Raw genomic sequence first — 20,438 nt, 5'->3', positions numbered from 1 at the left:
GTTGCATGAGGGTCGGGGCATGGTGGGGGATGCCGGTGCCGCCCGCAAGGGGCGGAGCCATGTAAGCGAGGATGGGCACCGGCACCAGCGCGGCGGCACGCAGGGGGCGGCCGCTCCGCCCGCTGTCTCGGTGGCGCCCGAGCTTTTGTGTTACCTCGGTCATGTCGATATGGCGGCGCTTCTCGCCGCAGACGCGCGTGCCCGGCTGGTGGGTGTCGGCATCGACGAAGTGCTCGTCGCCTCGGGCGCGCTGGACGACCAAACCGCAACAAAGATCCTCGCTCGCGATCTTGGCCTGCCTTTGGCCACGCCCGGCCTGCGCGACCTGCCGGACGATCCGGCCGTCGCGGAAGCCGTGCTGCGCACAGGCACGTTGGTGATCCCAAATGAGGGCGGGCGCCCGCGCTTCGTCATGGCGGCGCGCGGCCGCATCGTGCGGCGCCTGCGCCGGGCGCTGCGGCGAGATGCGGATCTGGCGGCGCGGGTGGGATTGATCGCGCCTTCGGAGCTGGCCCGGCGCATCGGCGACGCCTGTGGCCCGCGTCTCGCCCTTGCCGCGGCCGGGCGGCTTCTGCGCGCCGATCCGCTCAAGTCGGCGGCGACGCTGCGCCCAGGCCGTATCGTCGGGCTTGGCGCCGCAGCCGTGGGCCTGCCGCTCGCGCTGCTGCTGGCGCTGGCGCCGGGGGCGGGCATCCTCGCGGTGCAGGCGGTTCTCTCGCTCGTCTTCCTCGCCTGGATCGCCCTGCGCCTCGCCGGCTGCCTCTATGTGCCGCCGGAGGAGCCCGCGCCACGGCTCGATGACCGGGCGCTGCCGGTCTATTCGCTGCTGGTGCCGCTCTATCGGGAGGCGGCGAGCGTTCCCCGGCTGGTGGCGGCGCTGCAGGCGCTCGACTATCCGCCGGAGAAGCTCGAAATCAAGCTGGTGGTGGAGGCCGACGATCAGGCCACCCGGGCCGCCATCGCAGCTCTCGCGTTGCCGTCGCACATGGCGGAAGTGGCCGTGGCGCCGGTGGGGCCACGGACCAAGCCCAAGGCGCTGGAAGCGGCGCTGCCCTTCGTTCGCGGCAGCTTCGTCGCCGTCTATGACGCGGAGGACCTTCCGGAGCCGGATCAACTGCGCCGCGCCGTCGCGGCCTTTGGCGCGGGCGGGCCGAAGGTGGGATGCGTGCAGGCGCGGCTGTGCATCGACAATGGCGGGGACAGCTGGATCTCGGCCCAGTTCGCTGCCGAATATGCCGGCCAGTTCGATGTCCTGCTGCCGGTGCTGAGCGCCCTTGGCCTGCCCATTCCACTCGGCGGCACCTCCAACCACTTCCGCCGCCGCGTGCTGGATCAGGTGGGGGGATGGGACCCCTACAACGTCACCGAGGATGCCGACCTCGGCATCCGCCTCGCCCGCGCCGGATGGCAGACCCGCGTCATCTCCTCAAGCACTTACGAGGAGGCGCCGGTGACCCGGCGCGCCTGGCTCGGCCAGCGCACCCGCTGGCTGAAGGGCTGGGCGCAGACCCTTCTGGTCCATGGGCGCCGGCCCGGGGCGCTGGTGCGGGATATTGGCCCCGGCGGGACGCTCGCGCTGGCCCTGCTCACCGCAGGGCCTTATGCGGCGGCGCTGGCGCATCCGCTCTGCCTCGGCCTGTTCGTCGCCGACATCGTGCGGGGCGTCGCCGGGCTGCCGTGCACCACCATCATGGAAGTGGCCACCAGCGCGCTTACCTACACAACTCTCGTCGCCGGCTATGGCGGGGCGGCCGTGACCATGGTGGTGGGGCTCGGCCGGCGCGGCATGCGGCCGGGCTGGCGCACCATCGCGGGCACGCCGATCTACTGGCTGCTGCTGTCGGTGGCGGCCTGGCGGGCGGTGATCGAGCTGGTCCGGCGGCCGTACCACTGGCAGAAGACGGAGCACGGCGTCGCCCGGCGGGGCGCCGGCGGCGGGCTCAGAAGTAGCGCTTCAGCTCCGCCGCAGCCTCGGCCGGAGGCCGCTTGGAGTTGAACGGCGCGACGAAAGTCCCAGTCTTGTCCATGAGATAGACCACGGCGGTGTGATCCATGGTGTAGTCGCCATCCTTGAGCGGGACCTTGCGGGAATAGACGCGGTATTCCTTCTTGATCTGCTCCGTCGCCTCCGGGGTTCCGGACAGGCCGAGGATCTGCGGCGAGAAGCTGGACACGTAGGACTTGAGCACCGCCGGCGTGTCGCGCTCGGGGTCCACGGACACGAAGAAGGCCTGCGCCTTGCTCGCATCCGGACCCAGCGCGGCGAAGATCTCCGACATCTCGAACAGCGCCGTCGGGCACACGTCCGGGCAATGGGTGAAGCCGAAAAAGATGAGTGTTGGCTTGCCCTTGAGGGCGGCTTCCGTGACCGTCCGGCCGTTCTGGTCGGTCAGGCTGAACGGCCCGCCGACCGCCGCCTGTCCCGTCACTTTCTGCTGTGGGGGCGCGGGCATGAGCAGGGTGACGGCGGTGACGAGGATGAGGGCGCCCGCGGCGAAGGCCGAGAAAAGGGCAATGATCTTCGTGCGTTGCGACATGATTTCAAGGCCTTGGGGGCGATCGGAAATGTCTCACAGGCAGGCGGAGAAGCCGGCGCTCAGGAGATCGAAGAACACGTCGGCGCCAAAGCGGGCCCACAGGGCCAGCCCGCCGGCGCAGAGCGCGGCGAGGGCCGCCGCAAGGCCCAGGGCACCCGCCAGCCCGATGCCCCGCCCGGCCGCGCCCGGTCCATCGGCACGCGTCGCAAGCCGTTGCTGGACCTCGGTTTTCTGGGACAGGGTGACAGACATGGCGCGCCGGCTGGAGGGGAGCTGCAAGCCGCAGGATAGCGCGGGCAGCGGTATTTATCCAATCCGCCCCGGTCAATCGCCCGTGACAGGGCGCCTCACCAGCGGTCGGAGGGCGGCGCGCCCTGCCATTCGGCGATGCGGCGCAGGGTGGCGGGGGTGGTTCCTTCGGGCAGGGCGTCGGGCGGGAAGAAGTCGGCGGCGACGATTTCGAGGGTCTTCTCCGGCCTTGGGCCGATGACGAGGCGGGTGGCGCGGTAGAGCGCCACATGGTCTCGCCCGCCGACCAAGGGATTGAAATAAAAGCCGGAAAGCGTCAGCGGCCCCGCCGCCTCCACGTTGGCCTCCTCGCGCAGTTCCCGCCGCGCGGCCTCCTCCGCCGTCTCGCCCAGATCCACGCCGCCGCCGGGGAAATGCCAGCCGGAGACATAGGTGTGGCGGACCAGAAGAAGCCGGCCGGCCTCGTCGGTGGCCAGTATCCGGACACCTAAGGTCATGCCGTGGCGGACCCGGCGCAGGAGGGAGAGGGCGGACAACATGGGCCGAGCATAGCCCCTCCTGACAGGGGGGAAAGGGTGGTTCACACCCCCCTGTCAGGTGCGTTCACACCACCTATTCGGCGGCGTTCGGGAGCGGTTCGGGCCGAACCCACCGCAATACCGGCGCGCGGGCGGCGCGGGTCTCGTCCAGACGGCGGCGGGGAGCGTAATGGGGGGCGCCGAGGAAGCGCTCCTTGTCCCCCGCCTTGGCGGCCATGGCGAGGTCGCGCAGGGCGCCGAGGAAGAGGTCGAGGGAGGCCTTCGATTCGCTCTCCGTCGGCTCGATCAGCATCGCCCCGTGGACCACCAGCGGGAAGTAGACCGTCATGGGGTGGTAGCCCTCGTCGATCAGCGCCTTCGCCACGTCGAGGGTGGAGAGGCCGGTACCCGCCAGCCAGGTGTCGTCGAACAGGGCCTCGTGCATGGCCGGGCGCTCGGCGAAGGGGGCGCTCATCACGTCCATCAGGCAGGCGCGGACGTAATTGGCGGAGAGGACGGCGTCCTCGGAGGCCTGCCGCATCCCGTCCGCTCCATGGGAGAGCATCCACGACAGTGCCCGGACGAACATGCCCATCTGGCCGTGGAAGGCGCTCATGCGGCCGAGGGCCTGTTCGGCGCCGGCCGCGCCTTCGTCCTCCACCAGCACCAGCCCGTCCGCGGTGGCGACCAGCGCCGGCACCGGGGCGAAGGGGGCGAGGGCCTGAGAGAGCACCACCGGCCCGGCGCCGGGACCGCCGCCGCCATGGGGGGTGGAGAAGGTCTTGTGGAGGTTGATGTGCATGGCATCGACCCCGAGGTCGGCGATGCGCACCTTGCCGAGGATGGCGTTGAAATTGGCGCCGTCCGAATAGAAATAGGCGCCGGCCTCATGCACCGCCTCGGCGATCGCCACCACGTCCCGCTCGAACAGGCCGCAGGTGTTGGGATTGGTGAGCATGAGGGCGGCCACCTCCGGCCCCAGTGCGGCCTTCACCGCCGCCGGGTCCACCGTGCCATCGGCGCGGGCGGGGATGGAGCGCACCTCGTAGCCAATGAGGGCGGCGGTGGCGGGGTTGGTGCCGTGGGCGCTCTCCGGCACCAGCACCACATGGCGATCGCCATTGCCCTGCGCCTCGTGGGCGGCCTTGATGGCCATCATCCCGCAGAGTTCGCCATGCGCCCCGGCCTTGGGGGTGAGGGCCACCGCCTTCATGCCGGTCAGCTCCAGCAGATAGCGCGACAGCTCCGCCATCAGCTCCAGCGCGCCGGGCACGGTGGACAGGGGCTGGAGCGGGTGGATGTCGGCAAAGCCGGGCAGCCGCGCCATCTTCTCGTTGAGGCGCGGGTTGTGCTTCATGGTGCAGGAGCCGAGCGGGAACAGCCCGCTGTCGATGCCATAATTCATGCGCGAGAGGCGCACGTAATGGCGCATGGCCTCGGGCTCGGAGAGGCCCGGCAGCTCCAGCGGCGCGGTGCGCACGTGGCTGCCGAGGCGGTCCTTGAAGGGGGCGGGCTCGGCAATGTCCACGCCCGTCACCTCGGTGCGGCCGATCTCGAAGATCAGGCCTTCCTCAAGGTCCAGGCCCCGGTTGCCGGTGAAGGTGACGGGGCCCGCGCTGACGCCCCCGACGATGTGCGGCGTCGTCGCGCCACGGCCTTCGCGGTTCATCACAGCACCTCCTTGAGGGCCGCGGCATAGGCGGCGCGGTCGTCCTCGGTGGTCGTCTCGGTGGCGGCGACGAGGATGAGGTCGTCGAGGCCGGATTTCGGGGCGAGGCGGGAATAGGGAACGCCGCCGAGGATGCCCTTCGCGGCCAGCTTCTCCACCACGTCCGAAGCCTTGCCCGGCACGCACAGGGTGAATTCGTTGAAGAAGGTGTCGTTGAGCACGCTCGCTCCCGGCACGGCGGCGAGCCGGTCCGCGAGGTCGCAGGCGGCCGCGTGGTTGGCCCGCGCCAGCCGTATGAGCCCGGTCTGGCCGAGCAGGCTCATATGGATGGTGAAGGCCAGCGCGCACAGGCCCGAATTGGTGCAGATGTTGGAGGTCGCCTTCTCCCGGCGGATGTGCTGCTCGCGGGTGGAGAGGGTGAGCACGAAGCCGCGCCGGCCTTCCGCATCCACCGTCTCGCCGGCAAGGCGGCCGGGCATCTGCCGCACGAACTTCTGCCGCGTGGCGAACAGGCCCACATAGGGGCCGCCGAAATTCAGCGCGTTGCCGATGGACTGGCCTTCGCCCGCCACGATGTCGGCGCCCTGCGCCCCCGGCGGCTCGATGAGGCCGAGGCTGACCGCCTCTGTGAACACGGCGATCAGCAGCGCGCCGGCCTTGTGGGCCGCCTCGGCGATGGGCTTCAGATCCACGATGTTGCCGAACACGTCCGGCGACTGCACCACCACGCAGGAGCAGCCGGCATCGATGGCGGCGATGATGTCCTCCCCGCCCGTGGGCACGGGCGCCAGCGCCACCACCTCGTCGGCGGCATAGCGCGAGACGGTCTCGATGGTCGCGCGATAGTGCGGGTGGAGATTGCCGGCGAGCAGCGCCTTGCGGCGGCGGGTGACGCGATGGGCCATCAGCACCGCCTCGGCGGCGGCGGTGGAGCCGTCATACATGGAGGCGTTGGCCACCTCCATGCCGGTCAGCTCGGCCACCTGCGTCTGGAACTCGAAGAGATATTGCAGGGTGCCCTGCGCGATCTCCGGCTGGTACGGCGTGTAGGAGGTGAGGAATTCCGAACGCTGGATCAGATGGTCCACGCTCGCCGGCACATGGTGGCGATAGGCGCCGGCACCGACGAAGAAGGGCACCGCGCCCGCCGGCACGTTCTTCGCGGCGAGGCGGGAGAGCGCGCGCTCCACCTCCAGCTCGCTCTTGTGGAGCGGCAGGCGCGGCAGCTCATGCTCGCGTTGGGCGGCGGGAATGTCGGCGAACAGGTTGTCCACCGAGGGCACGCCGATGCGCGCCAGCATCTCGGCGCGGTCATCGGGGGTGAGGGGAAGATAGCGCATGATGCCGCTGATCCCGTTTCAGGCGATGGTGAAGCTCGGGGTGATGACCACCTCCGAGCGCAGGGAATTGGCCACGAAGCATTCGTCGTGGGCCTTATCGTGCAATGCCGCCACGTCTTCGGCCGTCGGCGTCTTCTCGCCTGAGAAGACGATGGCGGGGTTGAGCGCGATGCGGGAAATCCAGGTCTTGCCCCGCTCGGTCTTGCCGAAAGCGGCCATGACCTTGTCCTCATAGACGTCGATGCAGAAGCCGCCCCGGCGGGCGAAATCCAGCACGAACAGCATGTGGCAGGCGGAGAGGGAGGCGGCGAGCGCCTCCTCCGGGTCCACCGCATCGGCCTTCGACAAGGGCAGGCGGACCACCGCGGGGGAGGATGAGCCGGGCACGGTCAGCCCGTCGAACATCCATTGATGCGCGCGGGGATAGCGGCCGTCCGTGAAGACGGCGTCGCCGCGTTCCCAGCGGACGGTGGCAATGGGGGTGTCGTCGCTCATGGTGTCCGCCTCCCGGTCCGCTCACAGGGTATCCAGATAGTCCTTGTAGGCGTGCTCGTTCATCAGCTCGTCGAACTCGGCGGGGTTGGAGAGCTTCAGCTTCAGGAACCAGCCCTTGCCCTCCGCATCCTCGTTGACGAGGCCGGGCGCGCCTTCCAGCTCGCTGTTGACCTCCACCACCTCGCCGGAGATGGGGGCATAGACCTCGCTCGCGGCCTTCACGCTCTCGACGACGGCGGCTTCCTTGCCCTTTTCCACGGCCTTGCCGATCTCGGGCAGTTCCACGAACACCACGTCGCCGAGCTGGCCCTGGGCGTAGTCGGAGATGCCGACCACCGCCACGTCGCCGTCGATGCGGACATATTCGTGGTCCTTGGTGTAGCGCACACTCATGGTCAGCCCCCGGTTTTCTGCTTGCGCGCGTAGCGCGTGGGTACGAAGGGAAGGGTGGTGACAACGGCCGGCAGGGCCTTGCCGCGCACCAATATGTCGAGGCTTGTGCCGGGCGCGGCGAGCGCGGGGGGCACGTAGCCCATGGCGATGGGCGTCTGCAGCGTCGGGGCGAAGCCGCCCGAGGTGACGCGGCCGACGATCTCACCGCCTGAGGCGATCTCCGCCCCCTCGCGGGCCGGCGCGCGGCCTTCGAGCTTCAGCCCGACGCGCACGCGGGCGGGGCCTTCCGCCAGCTCGTGCTGCACGCGCGCGGCGCCGGGAAAGCCGCCCTCAACGCGCCGGCGCTTCTGGATGGACCAGTTGAGCGCCGCCTCGATGGGCGAGGTGGAAAGGTCGATGTCGTGGCCATAGAGGCAGAGCCCGGCCTCGAGCCGCAGGCTGTCGCGGGCGCCGAGGCCGATGGCCTTCACCTCCGGCTCGGCCAGCAGCGCGGCCCAGAGCGCGGGCGCGTCCTCCGCCGCCACGGAGATCTCGTAGCCGTCCTCGCCGGTATAGCCGGAGCGGGAGACCTCCACCGGCACGCCGTCGAAGGCGAGGGGGAGGGCGGTCATGAAGTCGAGGTCCGCCGCCTCCGGGCAGTGACGGGCCATCACCGCCGCGGCCTCCGGCCCCTGAAGCGCGAGGAGTGCCCGTTCGGGGCGCTGCACCAGCTTTACCGTGGCGGGCAGGTTGGCTTCGATGTGCGCGAAGTCGGCGCCCTTGCAGGCGGCATTGACCACGAGGATCAGGGTGCCGTCGGCGGACGGGTCCGCCGGGCGGGTGGCCATGAAGTCGTCGCGGATGCCGCCGTCATCGGCTGTCAGCTGGGAATAGCGCTGCCTGCCGGGGGCGAGGTTCACGAAATCCGCCGGGGCGAGGGCTTCCAGCGCCCGGGCGGTGGTCTCGTGGTCCGGCCCGACGAGCAGCGCCTGGCCCATGTGGGACACGTCGAACAGGCCGGCGTTCGTGCGGGTCCAATTGTGCTCCGCGAGGATGCCCTCGGGATACTGGACCGGCATGAGATAGCCCGCGAACGGCACCATGCGGGCGCCGAGCGCCACATGGGCGGCGGCGAGCGGGGTTTCGAGCAAGGGCTCGGATTCGGAATGCGAATCGGGGGACGAGGCCAAAGGGGGACTCCCGGACGAACGGCGCCAATGTCCGGACCTGCCGAACCCCGTTCCCGGTGGTCCTGCGCGGCCCGCGCGGCGCCCCCTCTGTCTGCCGACCTGAGAGATTTCACCGCGCCTCGTGGAAGGGCACGGCTTACTCCTTCGGTGAGCCCGTCCCCGGCCCTGAAGGCGCGGAGGGGCTGCTTTCCAGAGTTTCGTCCCCCTGCGGCCCTTGGTGCCTGAGCGGTTCCGGGGCGGTTGCGCCTTCGGCGCCGGCACACCTCCCCATGAGGCAGCCGGTCTCTCCCGCAGGGATCGTCCGATGTTGCGGAAGCGCCACCCTTTCGCCGGGGCAGCGCGAACGCAGGTGCAGCATAGGCGTTTGCGGCCCGGCGTCAACGCGCGGCGCGGACCAGCCTCGCGTTGACGCCGCGACGCGCGATTTCTAAGTTCGCGCTCCTTTTCCGGAGCCTGTCATGTCCTCGTCCGAAGCCTCGCCTGCCGCCGCCGACCCCGCTCAGCTTGCCGCCGAGCTGAAGACGGTCGCGGAAACGGCCACCGCCTGGCCGTTCGAGGAGGCGCGCAAGCTGGTGGAGCGGCTCAAGCGCCGCCCCAAGGATGAGGTGCTGTTCGAGACCGGCTACGGCCCCTCGGGCCTGCCGCACATCGGCACCTTCGGCGAGGTGGCGCGCACCACCATGGTGCGCCACGCCTTCCGCATCCTCACGCAAGACAAGGTGAAGACACGCCTCCTGTGCTTCTCCGACGACATGGACGGGATGCGCAAGATCCCCGAGAACGTCCCGGACCCGGCGGCGCTGCGCCCCTATCTCCAGATGCCGCTCACCAAGGTTCCGAACCCGTTCGGCGGCGACTATCCGAGCTTCGGCGCGCACAACAACGCCATGCTCCGGCGTTTCCTCGACACCTTCGGCTTCGATTACGAATTCGCCAGCGCCACCGACTATTACCTCTCCGGCAAGCTCGACGCCGTGCTGCTGAAGGCGGCGGAGAAGTACGACGAGATCATGGCCGTCATGCTGCCCACCCTCGGCGAGGAGCGGCAGGCGACCTATTCGCCCTTCCTGCCCATCTCCCCCACCTCGGGCCGCGTGCTCTACGTGCCCTTGAAGAACGTGGACGCCAAGGCCGGCACCATCACCTTCGACGACGAGGACGGCACGGAGACCACGCTCCCCGTTACCGGCGGCAGGGTGAAGCTGCAGTGGAAGCCGGATTTCGGCGCCCGCTGGGCGGCGCTCGATGTCGATTTCGAGATGTTCGGCAAGGATCACCAGACCAACGCGCCGATCTATGACAGGATCTGCCAGATCCTCGGCGGCACCGCGCCGGAGCATTTCGTCTATGAGCTGTTCCTGGACGAGAAGGGCCAGAAGATCTCCAAGTCCAAGGGCAACGGTCTCACCATCGACGAGTGGCTGACCTATGCGAGCCCGGAGAGCCTCGCGCTCTACATGTTCCAGTCGCCGCGCTCGGCGAAGAAGCTGCACTTCGACGTGATCCCGAAGGCGGTGGACGAGTATTTCAACTTCCTCGCCCGCTATTTCCAGCAGGACTGGAAGCTGCGCTTCGGCAACCCGGTCTATCACATCCATGCCGGCAACCCGCCGGACGTGGACATGCCGGTGTCGTTCACCATGCTCCTCAACCTCGCCTCGGCCTCCAACACCGAGGACGAAAGCGTGCTGTGGGGCTTCCTCAAGCGCCATGTGCCCGGCGTGTCGGACCAGACGCACCCCAAGCTGCATGAGCTGGTGGGGTATGCCGTTCGCTATTTCCATGACTTCGTGAAGCCCAACAAGGTCTTCCGCACGCCGGACGCGGTCGAGCGCGAGGCGCTGGAAACCCTCGACGCGGCGCTGGCCGCGCTTCCGGCCGGCGCGAGCGCGGACGACATCCAGACCGTGCTCTACGACGTCGCCCGCCCCATCCCGCGCTATCAGGACCTCAAGGCCAAGGGCGCCACGCCCGAGCGGCCGGGCGTCTCGGTGGAGTGGTTCAACACGCTCTATCAGGTGCTCCTCGGCCTGGAGCGCGGCCCCCGCTTCGGCTCCTTCGTCGCCATCTATGGGGTGGCCGAGACGCGCGAGCTGATCCGCAAGGCGCTGGCCGGAGAGCTGGCGGCGGCGTGAGGAGACCAAGAGCCGTCATCGCCCGGTTTATCCGGGCGATCCACCGTTGGGTGGGGCTGGGTCTTGAGGCAGAGCGCTGGCGGATGGGTGGATCCCCCGGATAAACCGGGGGATGACGGGCAAGTTGGCGCGAGGGTGGTCTGCTCTCTCTCCCGCGAGGGGGCTCGTCCCCTCACCGCCGTCGCCCTCCGGCTTGACCGGAGGGCCCATGGCCCGTCCGGGCGCCGCGCTTCAATGTTATGCAAGTGCTTCCGCGCCCTGCGCTTTCGGCGCGATGGGTGCTCCGGTCAAGCCGGAGCACGACGGCATTTCTCGGCCGGCATCGCTTGCGCCACAGTCATGGCCGGGGCTTGTCCCCTCACCGCCGTCGCCCTCCGGCTTGACCGGAGGGCCCATGGCCCGTCCGGGCGCCGCGCTTCAATGTTATGCAAGTGCTTCCGCACCCTGCGCTTTCGGCGCGATGGGCGCTTCGGTCAAGCCGGAGCACGACGGCAGGGTGGGACGACGAAAGCCGCCCCTCCAAGCCCACCTACGCCGGCATCTGGAAGCTGAGCAGCTTCTTCTGCGGGAAGTCGTAGAGCTTGCCGGTTTCCATGAAGGTGGGCAGGCACAAGGGCAGGATGGCCTCGGCCGCGTCTTCCGGGGCGGGGAGGGTGGACGGGTCTTCGCCGGGGAAGGCCTTGGCGCGCATCAGGGTGCGGATGGGGCCGGGGTTGAAGAGGTTGACCTTGAGGTTGCCCGATACGCTTTCGTCCGCCCAGGTGCGGGCCATCACCTCGAGCCCCGCCTTGGTGATGGCGTAGGGCCCCCAATAGGCCCGCGCCTTGCTTGCCGCGCCGGAGGTGACCACCACCGCGCGCCCGGCGGGAGACAGCTTCAGCAGCGGATCGAAGGAGCGCACGCAGCGCCAGTTGGCGGTGAGGTTCACCGCCACCGTATCGTCCCAGTCCTTCGGGAAGACGTGGCCGAGGGGGGAGAGCGGGCCGAGCACGCCGGCATTGGCCACATAGATGTCGAGCCGGCCATAGCGCTCGTAGAGCGCGCCGCCGAGCCGGTCGATGCCGTCGGAATCCTTGAGGTTCAGCGGCACGAGGGTGGCGCTGCCGCCGACGGCGCGGATGGCGTCGTCCACCTCCTGCAGCCCGCCTTCCGAGCGGCCCACGCACACCACATGCGCGCCGGCTTTCGCCAGCGCCACCGCGGTGGCGGCGCCGATGCCGCGCGTGGCGCCGGTGACGAGAGCGATCTTTTCGGCAAGCGGCCGGTCGGTCATGCGGGGTCCTGTGGTCGGGAGGGGCGCCCTCCCGGCCCGGGAAGGCGTTGGAGCTCAGCTCGCTTCGGCGAGCAGCGAGAGCTGCTGCTGGCCCACCGCGCCGGCGCGGTCGGTGAGGGGGGTGGGATAATCGCCGGTGAAGCAGTGGTCGGTGAACTGCGGCCGCACCGGGTCGCGCCCCTCGAAGCCCATGGCCCGGTAGACACCATCCACCGAGAGGAAGGCCAGCGAATCCGCGCCGATATAGCGGCGCATGCCTTCCAGGTCATGGGTGGCGGCGAGCAGCTTGTCCCTGTCCGGCGTGTCGATGCCGTAATAGTCCGGGTGGGTGATGGGCGGGGAGGCGATGCGGAAATGCACCTCCTTGGCGCCGGCATCGCGCATCATCTGCACGATCTTCACCGAGGTGGTGCCGCGCACGAGGCTGTCGTCCACGAGGACGATGCTCTTGCCCTCCACCACCGAGCGGTTGGCGGAATGCTTCATGCGCACGCCCTGGTCGCGGATGGACTGGGTGGGCTGGATGAAGGTGCGGCCGACGTAATGGTTGCGGATGATGCCCAGCTCGTAGGGGATGCCCGAGGTCTGGGAGAAGCCGATGGCCGCCGGCACGCCGGAATCCGGCACCGGAACGATCACGTCCGCATTGGCCGGGCTTTCGGTGGCCAGCACGCGGCCCATGTTCTTGCGCACCTGATAGACGGAGCGCCCGCCCACCACGGAATCCGGCCGGGCGAAATAGATGTATTCGAAGATGCAGGGGCGCGGCGCCATCTCCGGGAACGGCTTGAAGGACTGCACGCCCTCCTCGTCGATCACGATGACCTCGCCGTTCTCGATGTCGCGCATGTAGCGCGCGCCGATGATGTCGAGGGCGCAGGTCTCGGAGGCGAGGATGGGCGAGCCCTCCAGCGAGCCCAGCACCAGCGGACGGATGCCGAGGGGGTCGCGGGCGCCGATGAGCTTCTTGTTGGTGAGCGCCACCAGCGAATAGGCGCCTTCCAGGGTGCGGATGGCATCGATGAAGCGGTCCACGAAGCGGGGCTTCCGGGAGCGCGCCACGAGGTGGAGGATCACCTCGGTGTCGGTGGTGGACTGGGTGATGGCGCCTTCGCGCACCAATTGGCGGCGCAGGGTGAGGCCGTTGGTGAGGTTGCCATTGTGGCCCACGGCGAAGCCGCCGGCATCCAGCTCGGCGAAGAGCGGCTGCACGTTGCGCAGCAGGGTCTCGCCGGTGGTGGAGTAGCGCACATGGCCTACCGCGCTGTCGCCCGGCAGGCGGGCGATGACGGCGGCGTCGGAGAAGGCGTCGCCCACGAGGCCGAGGCGGCGCTCGGAATGGAAGCGGCGGCCGTCATAGGAGACGATGCCGGCGGCTTCCTGTCCGCGATGCTGGAGGGCGTGGAGGCCGATGGCGGTGATGGCCGCCGCCTCGGGGTGATTGTAGATGCCGAAGACGCCGCATTCCTCGCGGAGGCGATCGCCGTTCAGGTCGAGATCGAGGTTGCCGGGGCGGCCATGGCCGTCCGCGATCGAAGCGCCGTCTTCGCCGGCCGCTGAGATCGGCCCGTCACATCCCAAGTCCATCATGCACCCTCCGCAGGGCCGGTCAGGCGGCACCGTGCGAGCTTGTGCCGGGAAGGTTGGACCGGGAGCACCCATAGCGCGGAAGGCGATGCGCCCCCGCGTGACTGCCCCGGCCGACCGGCCGGCCTGTTGCTGCCCCCAAAAAGAACCTACCGCTGTCCCCCCGTCGGGGCGGCCGGGGCGGCAGGCGTGTCGCCCTCCTCAGCGGCGGGCGGCTTCTTCAACTTGCTCAAGATGGTGTTTTCAGGGTCATCCGGCAACTGCGCCTTCAGCCACTCCCCCGCTTTCGTGATGGCGGGGAGCGATTTGGCGTTGGCGACCCACGGGGGCTGCTTCTCCGGCGGCACCAGCCAGTTGAAGAACAGGAGCGCGATCACCATCAGCAGCAGGCCGCGGGCGAGGCCGAAGGCGAAGCCGAGCGTGCGGTCGAGGGCGCCGATTCGGCTGTCGAGCACCAGGTCCGAGATGCGCGCGGTGATGATGGAGGCAATCAGCAGCGTACCGAGGAACAGCAACGCCACCGTCACGGCAAGAGCAGCCGAATCCTGCGAGATGTACTGCTTCACCACAGGCAGTGCCGACTTGTAGAAATACACCGTGACACCGGCCGCGACGACCCACGAGAGGATGGAGAAGACCTCCCGGAGGAAGCCCCGGACCATCGCCAGGATGCCGGAAATCAGCATCACAGAGAGAACGATAATGTCGAGCAAGGTTATGGGCATCGGCGCATCGATCCGTGATAGGCGCACCGCCAAGCGCGCATGCGCGCGACATGCCCCTCCCCCGGAGGCCCGGCCGCGGGGGTGATATAGCTTGCGCGCCCGCCCGCGTCACCTTTCCTCGTCGTCGCCCCATTCCGCATGTTCCACGGCCCTTTGTGGGGGATTGCGGTCATGGCTGCCCCGCGCCTCGCGCATGGCAGAGTCGCGCGTCTCGCGCGGGGCAGGTTGGTGCGGGGCTGGCCGGCGGGGGGCGCTGGCCGCGATGCCCGCCACCAGCTCCGCCAGAGACGACACCGGCCGCACCGACACCGGCGGGTCGAGCCCGTCGAGGCCGCCGGAGGGGATGATGGCGCTGGCGAAGCCCAGCTTCGCCGCCTCCTTCAGCCGCGCCTGCGCCTGCGAGACGGGGCGCACCGCGCCGGTCAGGCTCGCCTCGCCGAAATGCACCGCATCCGCCGGCAAAGGCGCACCGGTCAGCGAGGAGACGAGGGCCGCGGCGACGGCAAGGTCCGCCGCCGGCTCGCCGATCTTCAGCCCGCCCGCCACGTTGAGATAGACATCGTGCCCGCCGAGCCGCACGCCGCAGCGGGCGTCCAGCACCGCCAGCACCATGGAGAGGCGGTTGGGGTCCCAGCCCACCACCGCCCGGCGCGGCGTGCCGAGGGAGGAGGGGGCGACCAGCGCCTGGATCTCCACCAGCACCGGGCGCGTGCCCTCCATGCCGGCGAACACGGCGGTGCCCGGCGCGCCGGCGTCGCGGTTGGAGAGGAACAGCTCGGAGGGGTTGGCCACCTCGGAGAGGCCGCGCCCCGTCATCTCGAACACGCCGATCTCGTCGGTGGGTCCGAAGCGGTTCTTCTGGGCGCGCAGGATGCGGAACTGGTGGCCGCCGTCGCCCTCGAAGGAGAACACTGCGTCCACCATGTGCTCCACGACGCGCGGGCCGGCGATCTGCCCGTCCTTGGTGACATGGCCGACGAGGATGACGCAGGCGCCGGTCTGCTTGGCGTAGCGCACGAGAAGCTGGGCCGAGGTGCGCACCTGCGTCACCGTTCCCGGCGCGCTCTCCACGCTGTCCGACCACATGGTCTGGATGGAATCGATCACGACCATGTGAACGGGTGGACCGCCCGACAGCGTGGCGATGATGTTCTCCGCATTGGTCTCGGCGGCGAGGCCGACCTCGGCCTTTTCCAGTCCGAGCCGCTGGGCGCGCAGGCGCACCTGGTCCACCGCCTCCTCGCCGGAGACGTAGACGACGCGCAGCCCGCGCTGGGCCAGCGCGGCCGAGGCCTGCACCAGCAGGGTGGACTTGCCGATGCCGGGATCGCCGCCGATGAGCAGGATGGAGCCGGGCACGAAGCCGCCTCCGGCCACCCGGTCGAGTTCGCCGATGCCGGAGACGAGGCGCGGGGCGGGCTTGGCCGTGCCTTCCAGCTTTTCCAGCACCACCGCGCGGCCCTTCCGGCCGGAGCGCTGGGCGGCCGGGACGCTGGCGGCCACCGCCACTTCCTCGGAAATGGTGTTCCAGCCGCCGCACCCCTCGCACTTGCCCTGCCAGCGCGCATAGACCGCGCCGCAGGACTGGCAGATGAAGGACGTGTCGCGCCGGGCCATGAGCATCAACCCTCGGCGCGGGCGGGCCGGCCGGGTCTTGAGAAGCCCGAATCTCGGGCGATGTTCTCTATATACCCCATCGGCCCCGCGCACGCCGGGGAAGGTGCGCGGTTGCGCCCTTTCTGCGGAGCATCCCCAAGTGGCAGGATCAGGGCACCTCTGCTAATCAGCGTTCAGCCCTTTTTGCGCATTCAGGGAATTGCCCGTGTTCCGAGACCATCCGGCTCCCATGCCTGCTGCGCCGAACCCACCCGCCCCCGGCCCGGGCGAGGTGGCCGCATGGGCGCGCGCGGCGTCCGATCCGGCGGCCTTCGCCGCGGAGCAGCAGGCGCTGGGGCGGGTGTGGACCTTCCTGTGCCTCGATGCCGAGGTGGCGGAGGATGGCCAGTGGTTCCGCACCGATCTCGGCGGGCGCTCGGTCTTCATCCAGCGCTTCGGCGACCGGCTGCGCGGCTTCGAGAATGTCTGCGCCCACCGCTTCCATCCCATCCGCCGCGAACGCAGCGGCAAGGGCGCGGTGGTCTGCGCCTTCCATCACTGGCGCTACAACGCCGAGGGTCAGGCGCTGGGCATTCCTGTCTGCGACGAGGCCTATGGCTGCCTGCCCAAGCAGCTCGGCGCGCGGCTGAAGCCCATCGAGGTGGAGGCGTTCGCCGGGCTCGTGTTCGGGCGCTTCCCCCATCCCGGCGGCGAGAGCCTCGCTGATTTCCTGGGCGATGCCGCGCCCATCCTCGCCGCGCTCTGCCCGCCGGGGAAGGCGTTCACGCGCTTCTGCGCCGAGGTGCCGGCCAACTGGAAGTTCCTCACCCACGTGACGCTGGACGATTACCATATCGTCGCCGTCCACCCCTCCACCTTCGGCGCCAACGGCTATCTGAAGGCGAAGGATGTCACCTATGCCCGCTTCGGCCGGCACAGCGCCTATACCACCGAGCCCGGCGACGACCCGGTGGCCGGCGTGCTCGCCGATTGCCGGGCCGGCACCTACCGGGCCCGCGACTATTTCATCATGAACCTGTTCCCCACCTTCGGGGCGTCCCAGTTCCACACCATCACTCTGCTCGGCCGCGCCTATTATTCGGTGATGGTGCTGCGCTATGCGCCGCTGGCCCATGACCGCTCGCGGCTGGAGGCCTGGCTCATCGACGGCCCCATCGCGCCGCCGCGGCCGGGGCTTCTGGGCGTCTTCGACCGGTTCGCGCAGAAGGTCGTCGCCCGCATCGTGCCCTTCTATGCCCGCCGGGTCCTGGCCGAGGACAATGCGGTATGCGAGGGCCAGCAGGAGGTCGCCCGCCAGATCACCGAGGACCAGCGCCTGAGCCCCGCCTTCGAGACGCGCATCGGCTGGTTCGAGGAGACCTATGCGACGGAACTCGCCGCCGCGCGCCAGCCCCTCGCGCCTCAGCCGCCGATGTAGCGGCGGGCGTAGCGGGCGCCGAGGGAGGTCAGCACCTCGTAGCCGATGGTGCCGGAGCGGGCGGCGAGGTCGTCCACGCTGATGCCGTCGCCGAGGAATACCGCCACGTCGCCCCGCTGCACGGAGCCTTCCGGCAGGTCGGTGATGTCGAGGGTGGCGAGGTCCATGGAGACGCGCCCCACGAGGTGGCAGCGCCGGCCGGCAACGATGGCCTCCACGCCCTTGGCGAGGTCGGAAGACCCGGCGGCGCGGAACAGGCCGTCCGCATAGCCGATGGAGACGGTGGCGATGCGGCTCGGCCGCTTCAGCCGCTCGGCGGCGCCATAGCCGACCGTTTCGCCGGCCGCGACGCGCGACACCTGGATGATCTTGGCTTCCAGCCGCACCACGGGCCGCAGCGGCGGCACGCCGGTGATGGCGACGCCGCCATAGAGAAAGATGCCCGGCCGCACCAGCTCGAAGCGGAAATCCCGCCCCAGCAGGGTGCCGGCGGAATTGGCCAGCGAGCCCGGCACGCCCCGGAAGCGGCGGATCACGTCCGCGAACACCGCGCGCTGGCGGCCGGTGAGCGGGTGGCCGGGCGTGTCGGCGCAGGCAAGGTGGCTCATGACGAGGCTCGGCGTGAAGCCGAGCATCCTGCGCGTGCCGGCGAGCTGAACCGCCTCGTCCACCGACAGGCCAAGCCGGTTCATGCCGGTATCCACATGAATGGCGGTGGGCAGGTCCGCGCCCTGATCGCGGCAGAAGTCGCTCCACTCGGTGATTTCGGGCACAGAGCCCAGCACCGGGCGCAGGTTCGCCGCGGCATGGTCCGGGGCGGTCTGCGGCAGCAGGCCGTTGAGCACGTAGATCACCGCCTCGGGCAGGAGCGCGCGCAGCTCCAGCGCTTCCTTGAAATGGGCGACGAAGAAGGTGCGGGCGCCGGCCTGCCACAGGGCCGGGGCGACGCGGGCGATGCCGAGGCCGTAGGCGTTCGCCTTCACCACCGCCGCGCATTCGGCCGGGGCGGCGAGCGCCGCGAGGGTGCGCCAATTGTCGGCGACGGCCGAAAGATCGACGGTGAGGATGGCACCGGCCTCGCGCTCCTCGCGCGCCTGGCGTTCTTCGTCCTCCCGGCTTTCGGCCGCCTGCGGTGCGCCGGTCAGTGGCGCTCCGGCAGGTGGTCCTCCCGCGCCAGGTTGGAGAAGCGGGTGAACTGGGGCTCGAAATGCACCTTCACCGTCCCGGTCGGGCCGTGGCGCTGCTTTCCGATGATGATTTCGGCCGTGTTCTCGGCCGCCTTCATCTCGATCTCCCACTTGAACCACTCCTCTGTGCCGGGCTTCGGCTCCTTGTTCTTAAGATAATACTCCTCGCGGTAAACGAACATGACCACGTCGGCGTCCTGCTCGATGGAGCCGGATTCACGCAGGTCCGAAAGCTGCGGCCGCTTGTCGTCGCGGGATTCCACCTGACGCGAGAGCTGGGACAAGGCCATCACCGGCACCTGCAGCTCCTTCGCCAGCGCCTTGAGGCCCGTGGTGATCTCGGTGATCTCCTGAACGCGGTTCTGGGACGAGGACTTGGACGAGCCGGAGAGCAGCTGGAGATAGTCGATGACCATGAAGTCCAGCCCGCGCTGGCGCTTCAGCCGCCGCGCCCGCGCCACCAGCTGGGCGATGGAGATGCCGCCGGTGTCGTCGATATAGAGCGGGATGGTCTGCATGGTCTGGGCGGCGGCTGCGAGCTTGGAGAACTCGCTCTCCGAGATGTCGCCGCGCCGGATCTTGTAGGAGGCGATCTCCGCCTGCTCGGCAAGGATACGGGTGGCGAGCTGCTCGGCCGACATTTCCAGCGAGAAGAAGCCCACCACGCCGCCGGAGACGGTTTCCGTCGAGCCGTCCGGCCGGGTCTCGCCGCGATAGGCGGCGGCGATGTTGAAGGCGATGTTGGTGGCGAGCGAGGTCTTGCCCATGGCCGGTCGGCCGGCGAGAATCACAAGGTCCGAGGGCTGGAGGCCGCCCATCTGGTGGTCGAGGTCGTCGAGGGCGGTGGCGATGCCGGAGAGATGGCCGTCGCGCTGGAAGGCCTTGGAGGCCATGTCCACCGATTCGCGCAGCGCCTCGCCGAAGCGCTGGAAGCCGCCGTCGTAGCGGCCCGTCTCGGCGATCTCGTAGAGGCGCTTCTCGGCTTCCTCGATCTGGTCCTGCGGGGTCGCGTCCACCGGGGCGTCATAGGCCTCGTTGACGATCTCCTCGCCGATGCGGATCAGGTCGCGCCGCACCGAGAGGTCGTAGATGGTGCGGCCGTAATCCTCGGAATTGATGACGGTGGTCGCCTCCGCCGCCAGCCGCGCGAGATATTGCGGGCCGGTGAGGCCGGCCACATCGAGGTCGGCGGGCAGGAAGGTCTTGATGGTCACCGGCGTCGCGAGCTTGCCGGCACGGATCAGCGCCGACGCCAGCTCGAAGACGCGGGCGTGGATGGGCTCGTAGAAATGGCGCGGCTCGAGGAAGTCGGAGACGCGGTAGAACGCCTCGTTGTTGACGAGGATGGCGCCCAGCAGCGCCTGCTCCGCCTCCACATTGTGCGGCGCCTGCCGATAGGTGGGTTCGAGGTCGCCCTTGTCCGACAGATCGAGCATGAAGCCGGCAATCCCCTGGTTGGGGAGGTGGTGTAGCAAGTTCCGCAGCGTCGGGACCAGCCCAATTCTGCGGCGGCACGGACCCACGCCGCCCAAGCACTTATCCACAGGCGGGAAAGCGGGGATTTCGGGAATTGTGCGTCCCGCTGCCCGTCGGCCACTGCGGGTCGGCGACGCATGGTCTTGCGCTTTGCCAGCGGACGTAAGGTACGCTACAGGCTTGCCGCGGCGGCACCGAGGGGAGAAGTGATGCGTTCTGACCGATCCGGAGCGTCACGGGGTTCCGTGCTCACCGCGCTGGCATTCCTTGTCCTTGCGCAGTCGTCGATCGCGTCGGGCGCCCTCGCCCAGGGCGACCCGCTCGCCCCGCCGTCCGATCTCGGCGCCGGCGGGCTGCCCGTTCCCATCGACGGCACCGCCATCTACGGCCAGAACCAGGCGCCGCCGGCAGGCTACATGGCGGTTCCCGTGCCGCCCTCCACCTGCGCCGGCGTGCGGCAGGTGGTGACCTCGCAGGGCTTCATCCTCGTTCCCACCGGCGGCGGCAATGCGCAGCGCTATGTGCGCGACCAGCGCTTCTGCCAGGACGACCAGACCACCAAGCCGGCCTGGATGCCGACCTCCGACAATCCCCGCTGCTTCGTCGGCTACACCTGCGGCGAGAGCAACAACGACGGCGGCAACTGACGCC

Annotated in this window: 18 protein-coding genes and 1 riboswitch; of the genes, 4 read left to right on the top strand and 14 right to left on the bottom strand. The window is 69.6% G+C overall.

Going from position 1 to position 20,438, the window contains the following annotated elements:
• Positions 1-19: 19 nt before the first annotated feature.
• A complete protein-coding gene (locus tag J2126_RS08365; protein WP_209485632.1) occupies positions 20-1,996 on the top strand; it encodes a glycosyltransferase in 1,977 nt (658 codons plus the stop codon).
• On the opposite strand, the gene J2126_RS08360 is transcribed toward J2126_RS08365, so the two are convergent.
• From J2126_RS08360 to gcvT, 8 genes are all read right to left on the bottom strand, one after another.
• Complete coding sequence (locus J2126_RS08360; RefSeq protein WP_209485630.1) at positions 1,941-2,537, bottom strand: SCO family protein; 597 nt, start codon at positions 2,535-2,537, stop codon at positions 1,941-1,943. The genes J2126_RS08365 and J2126_RS08360 overlap by 56 nt on opposite strands.
• Before the next feature lie 33 nt (positions 2,538-2,570).
• Positions 2,571-2,789 (bottom strand): hypothetical protein, encoded by a 219-nt coding sequence (locus tag J2126_RS08355; RefSeq protein WP_209490600.1) that lies wholly within the window; start codon positions 2,787-2,789, stop codon positions 2,571-2,573.
• A 95-nt stretch (positions 2,790-2,884) separates the two neighbouring features.
• Positions 2,885-3,325 carry an NUDIX domain-containing protein gene (locus J2126_RS08350; RefSeq protein ID WP_209485628.1) on the bottom strand — a complete coding sequence of 147 codons (441 nt, stop codon included), beginning with the start codon at positions 3,323-3,325 and terminating at the stop codon, positions 2,885-2,887.
• Positions 3,326-3,398: 73 nt separating this feature from the next.
• The gene (gcvPB, locus tag J2126_RS08345) at positions 3,399-4,973 is read right to left on the bottom strand and encodes an aminomethyl-transferring glycine dehydrogenase subunit GcvPB (protein WP_209485626.1); all 1,575 of its coding nucleotides are present in this window, start codon (positions 4,971-4,973) and stop codon (positions 3,399-3,401) included.
• Entirely contained in the window at positions 4,973-6,313 is a 1,341-nt protein-coding gene (gene gcvPA / locus J2126_RS08340; RefSeq protein ID WP_209485625.1) for an aminomethyl-transferring glycine dehydrogenase subunit GcvPA, read from the bottom strand. Before gcvPA ends, gcvPB begins: the two co-directional genes overlap by 1 nt.
• Before the next feature lie 18 nt (positions 6,314-6,331).
• Positions 6,332-6,808 carry an OsmC family protein gene (locus J2126_RS08335; protein ID WP_209485623.1) on the bottom strand — a complete coding sequence of 159 codons (477 nt, stop codon included), beginning with the start codon at positions 6,806-6,808 and terminating at the stop codon, positions 6,332-6,334.
• A gap of 21 nt (positions 6,809-6,829) precedes the next feature.
• Positions 6,830-7,201 carry a glycine cleavage system protein GcvH gene (gene gcvH / locus J2126_RS08330; RefSeq protein ID WP_209485621.1) on the bottom strand — a complete coding sequence of 124 codons (372 nt, stop codon included), beginning with the start codon at positions 7,199-7,201 and terminating at the stop codon, positions 6,830-6,832.
• A 2-nt stretch (positions 7,202-7,203) separates the two neighbouring features.
• Positions 7,204-8,370 (bottom strand): glycine cleavage system aminomethyltransferase GcvT, encoded by a 1,167-nt coding sequence (gene gcvT / locus J2126_RS08325; RefSeq protein ID WP_209485619.1) that lies wholly within the window; start codon positions 8,368-8,370, stop codon positions 7,204-7,206.
• 198 nt (positions 8,371-8,568) lie between these two features.
• A riboswitch (glycine riboswitch) is annotated at positions 8,569-8,671 on the bottom strand.
• A 157-nt stretch (positions 8,672-8,828) separates the two neighbouring features.
• On the opposite strand from gcvT, the gene J2126_RS08320 reads away from it, so the two are divergent.
• A complete protein-coding gene (locus J2126_RS08320) occupies positions 8,829-10,505 on the top strand; it encodes a lysine--tRNA ligase (RefSeq protein WP_209485617.1) in 1,677 nt (558 codons plus the stop codon).
• Positions 10,506-11,034: 529 nt separating this feature from the next.
• On the opposite strand, the gene J2126_RS08315 is transcribed toward J2126_RS08320, so the two are convergent.
• The 4 genes from J2126_RS08315 to radA form a co-directional block, all read right to left on the bottom strand.
• Positions 11,035-11,778 carry an SDR family NAD(P)-dependent oxidoreductase gene (locus tag J2126_RS08315; protein ID WP_209485615.1) on the bottom strand — a complete coding sequence of 248 codons (744 nt, stop codon included), beginning with the start codon at positions 11,776-11,778 and terminating at the stop codon, positions 11,035-11,037.
• 54 nt (positions 11,779-11,832) lie between these two features.
• Positions 11,833-13,365: an amidophosphoribosyltransferase gene (gene purF / locus J2126_RS08310; protein WP_245327251.1), complete on the bottom strand. Its 1,533-nt coding sequence runs from the start codon at positions 13,363-13,365 to the stop codon at positions 11,833-11,835.
• A 149-nt stretch (positions 13,366-13,514) separates the two neighbouring features.
• Entirely contained in the window at positions 13,515-14,090 is a 576-nt protein-coding gene (locus J2126_RS08305; RefSeq protein ID WP_245327250.1) for a CvpA family protein, read from the bottom strand.
• A 108-nt stretch (positions 14,091-14,198) separates the two neighbouring features.
• A complete protein-coding gene (gene radA / locus J2126_RS08300) occupies positions 14,199-15,707 on the bottom strand; it encodes a DNA repair protein RadA (protein ID WP_209489970.1) in 1,509 nt (502 codons plus the stop codon).
• 205 nt (positions 15,708-15,912) lie between these two features.
• Here radA and J2126_RS08295 point away from each other — a divergent pair, with 205 nt between their 5' ends.
• Positions 15,913-17,124, top strand: coding sequence for an aromatic ring-hydroxylating oxygenase subunit alpha (locus J2126_RS08295; protein ID WP_209485613.1), 1,212 nt, complete (start codon positions 15,913-15,915; stop codon positions 17,122-17,124).
• On the opposite strand, the gene alr is transcribed toward J2126_RS08295, so the two are convergent.
• The gene (gene alr, locus J2126_RS08290; RefSeq protein WP_348634395.1) at positions 17,109-18,191 is read right to left on the bottom strand and encodes an alanine racemase; all 1,083 of its coding nucleotides are present in this window, start codon (positions 18,189-18,191) and stop codon (positions 17,109-17,111) included. The genes J2126_RS08295 and alr overlap by 16 nt on opposite strands.
• A gap of 74 nt (positions 18,192-18,265) precedes the next feature.
• Positions 18,266-19,747, bottom strand: coding sequence for a replicative DNA helicase (locus J2126_RS08285; protein WP_209485611.1), 1,482 nt, complete (start codon positions 19,745-19,747; stop codon positions 18,266-18,268).
• Positions 19,748-19,996: 249 nt separating this feature from the next.
• Here J2126_RS08285 and J2126_RS08280 point away from each other — a divergent pair, with 249 nt between their 5' ends.
• Positions 19,997-20,434 (top strand): hypothetical protein, encoded by a 438-nt coding sequence (locus J2126_RS08280; protein ID WP_209485609.1) that lies wholly within the window; start codon positions 19,997-19,999, stop codon positions 20,432-20,434.
• The last annotated feature ends 4 nt before the right edge of the window (positions 20,435-20,438 follow it).

Source organism: Xanthobacter flavus (assembly GCF_017875275.1).
GTDB lineage: Bacteria > Pseudomonadota > Alphaproteobacteria > Rhizobiales > Xanthobacteraceae > Xanthobacter > Xanthobacter flavus_A.
This window is presented reverse-complemented; position numbering and strand designations above follow the sequence as displayed.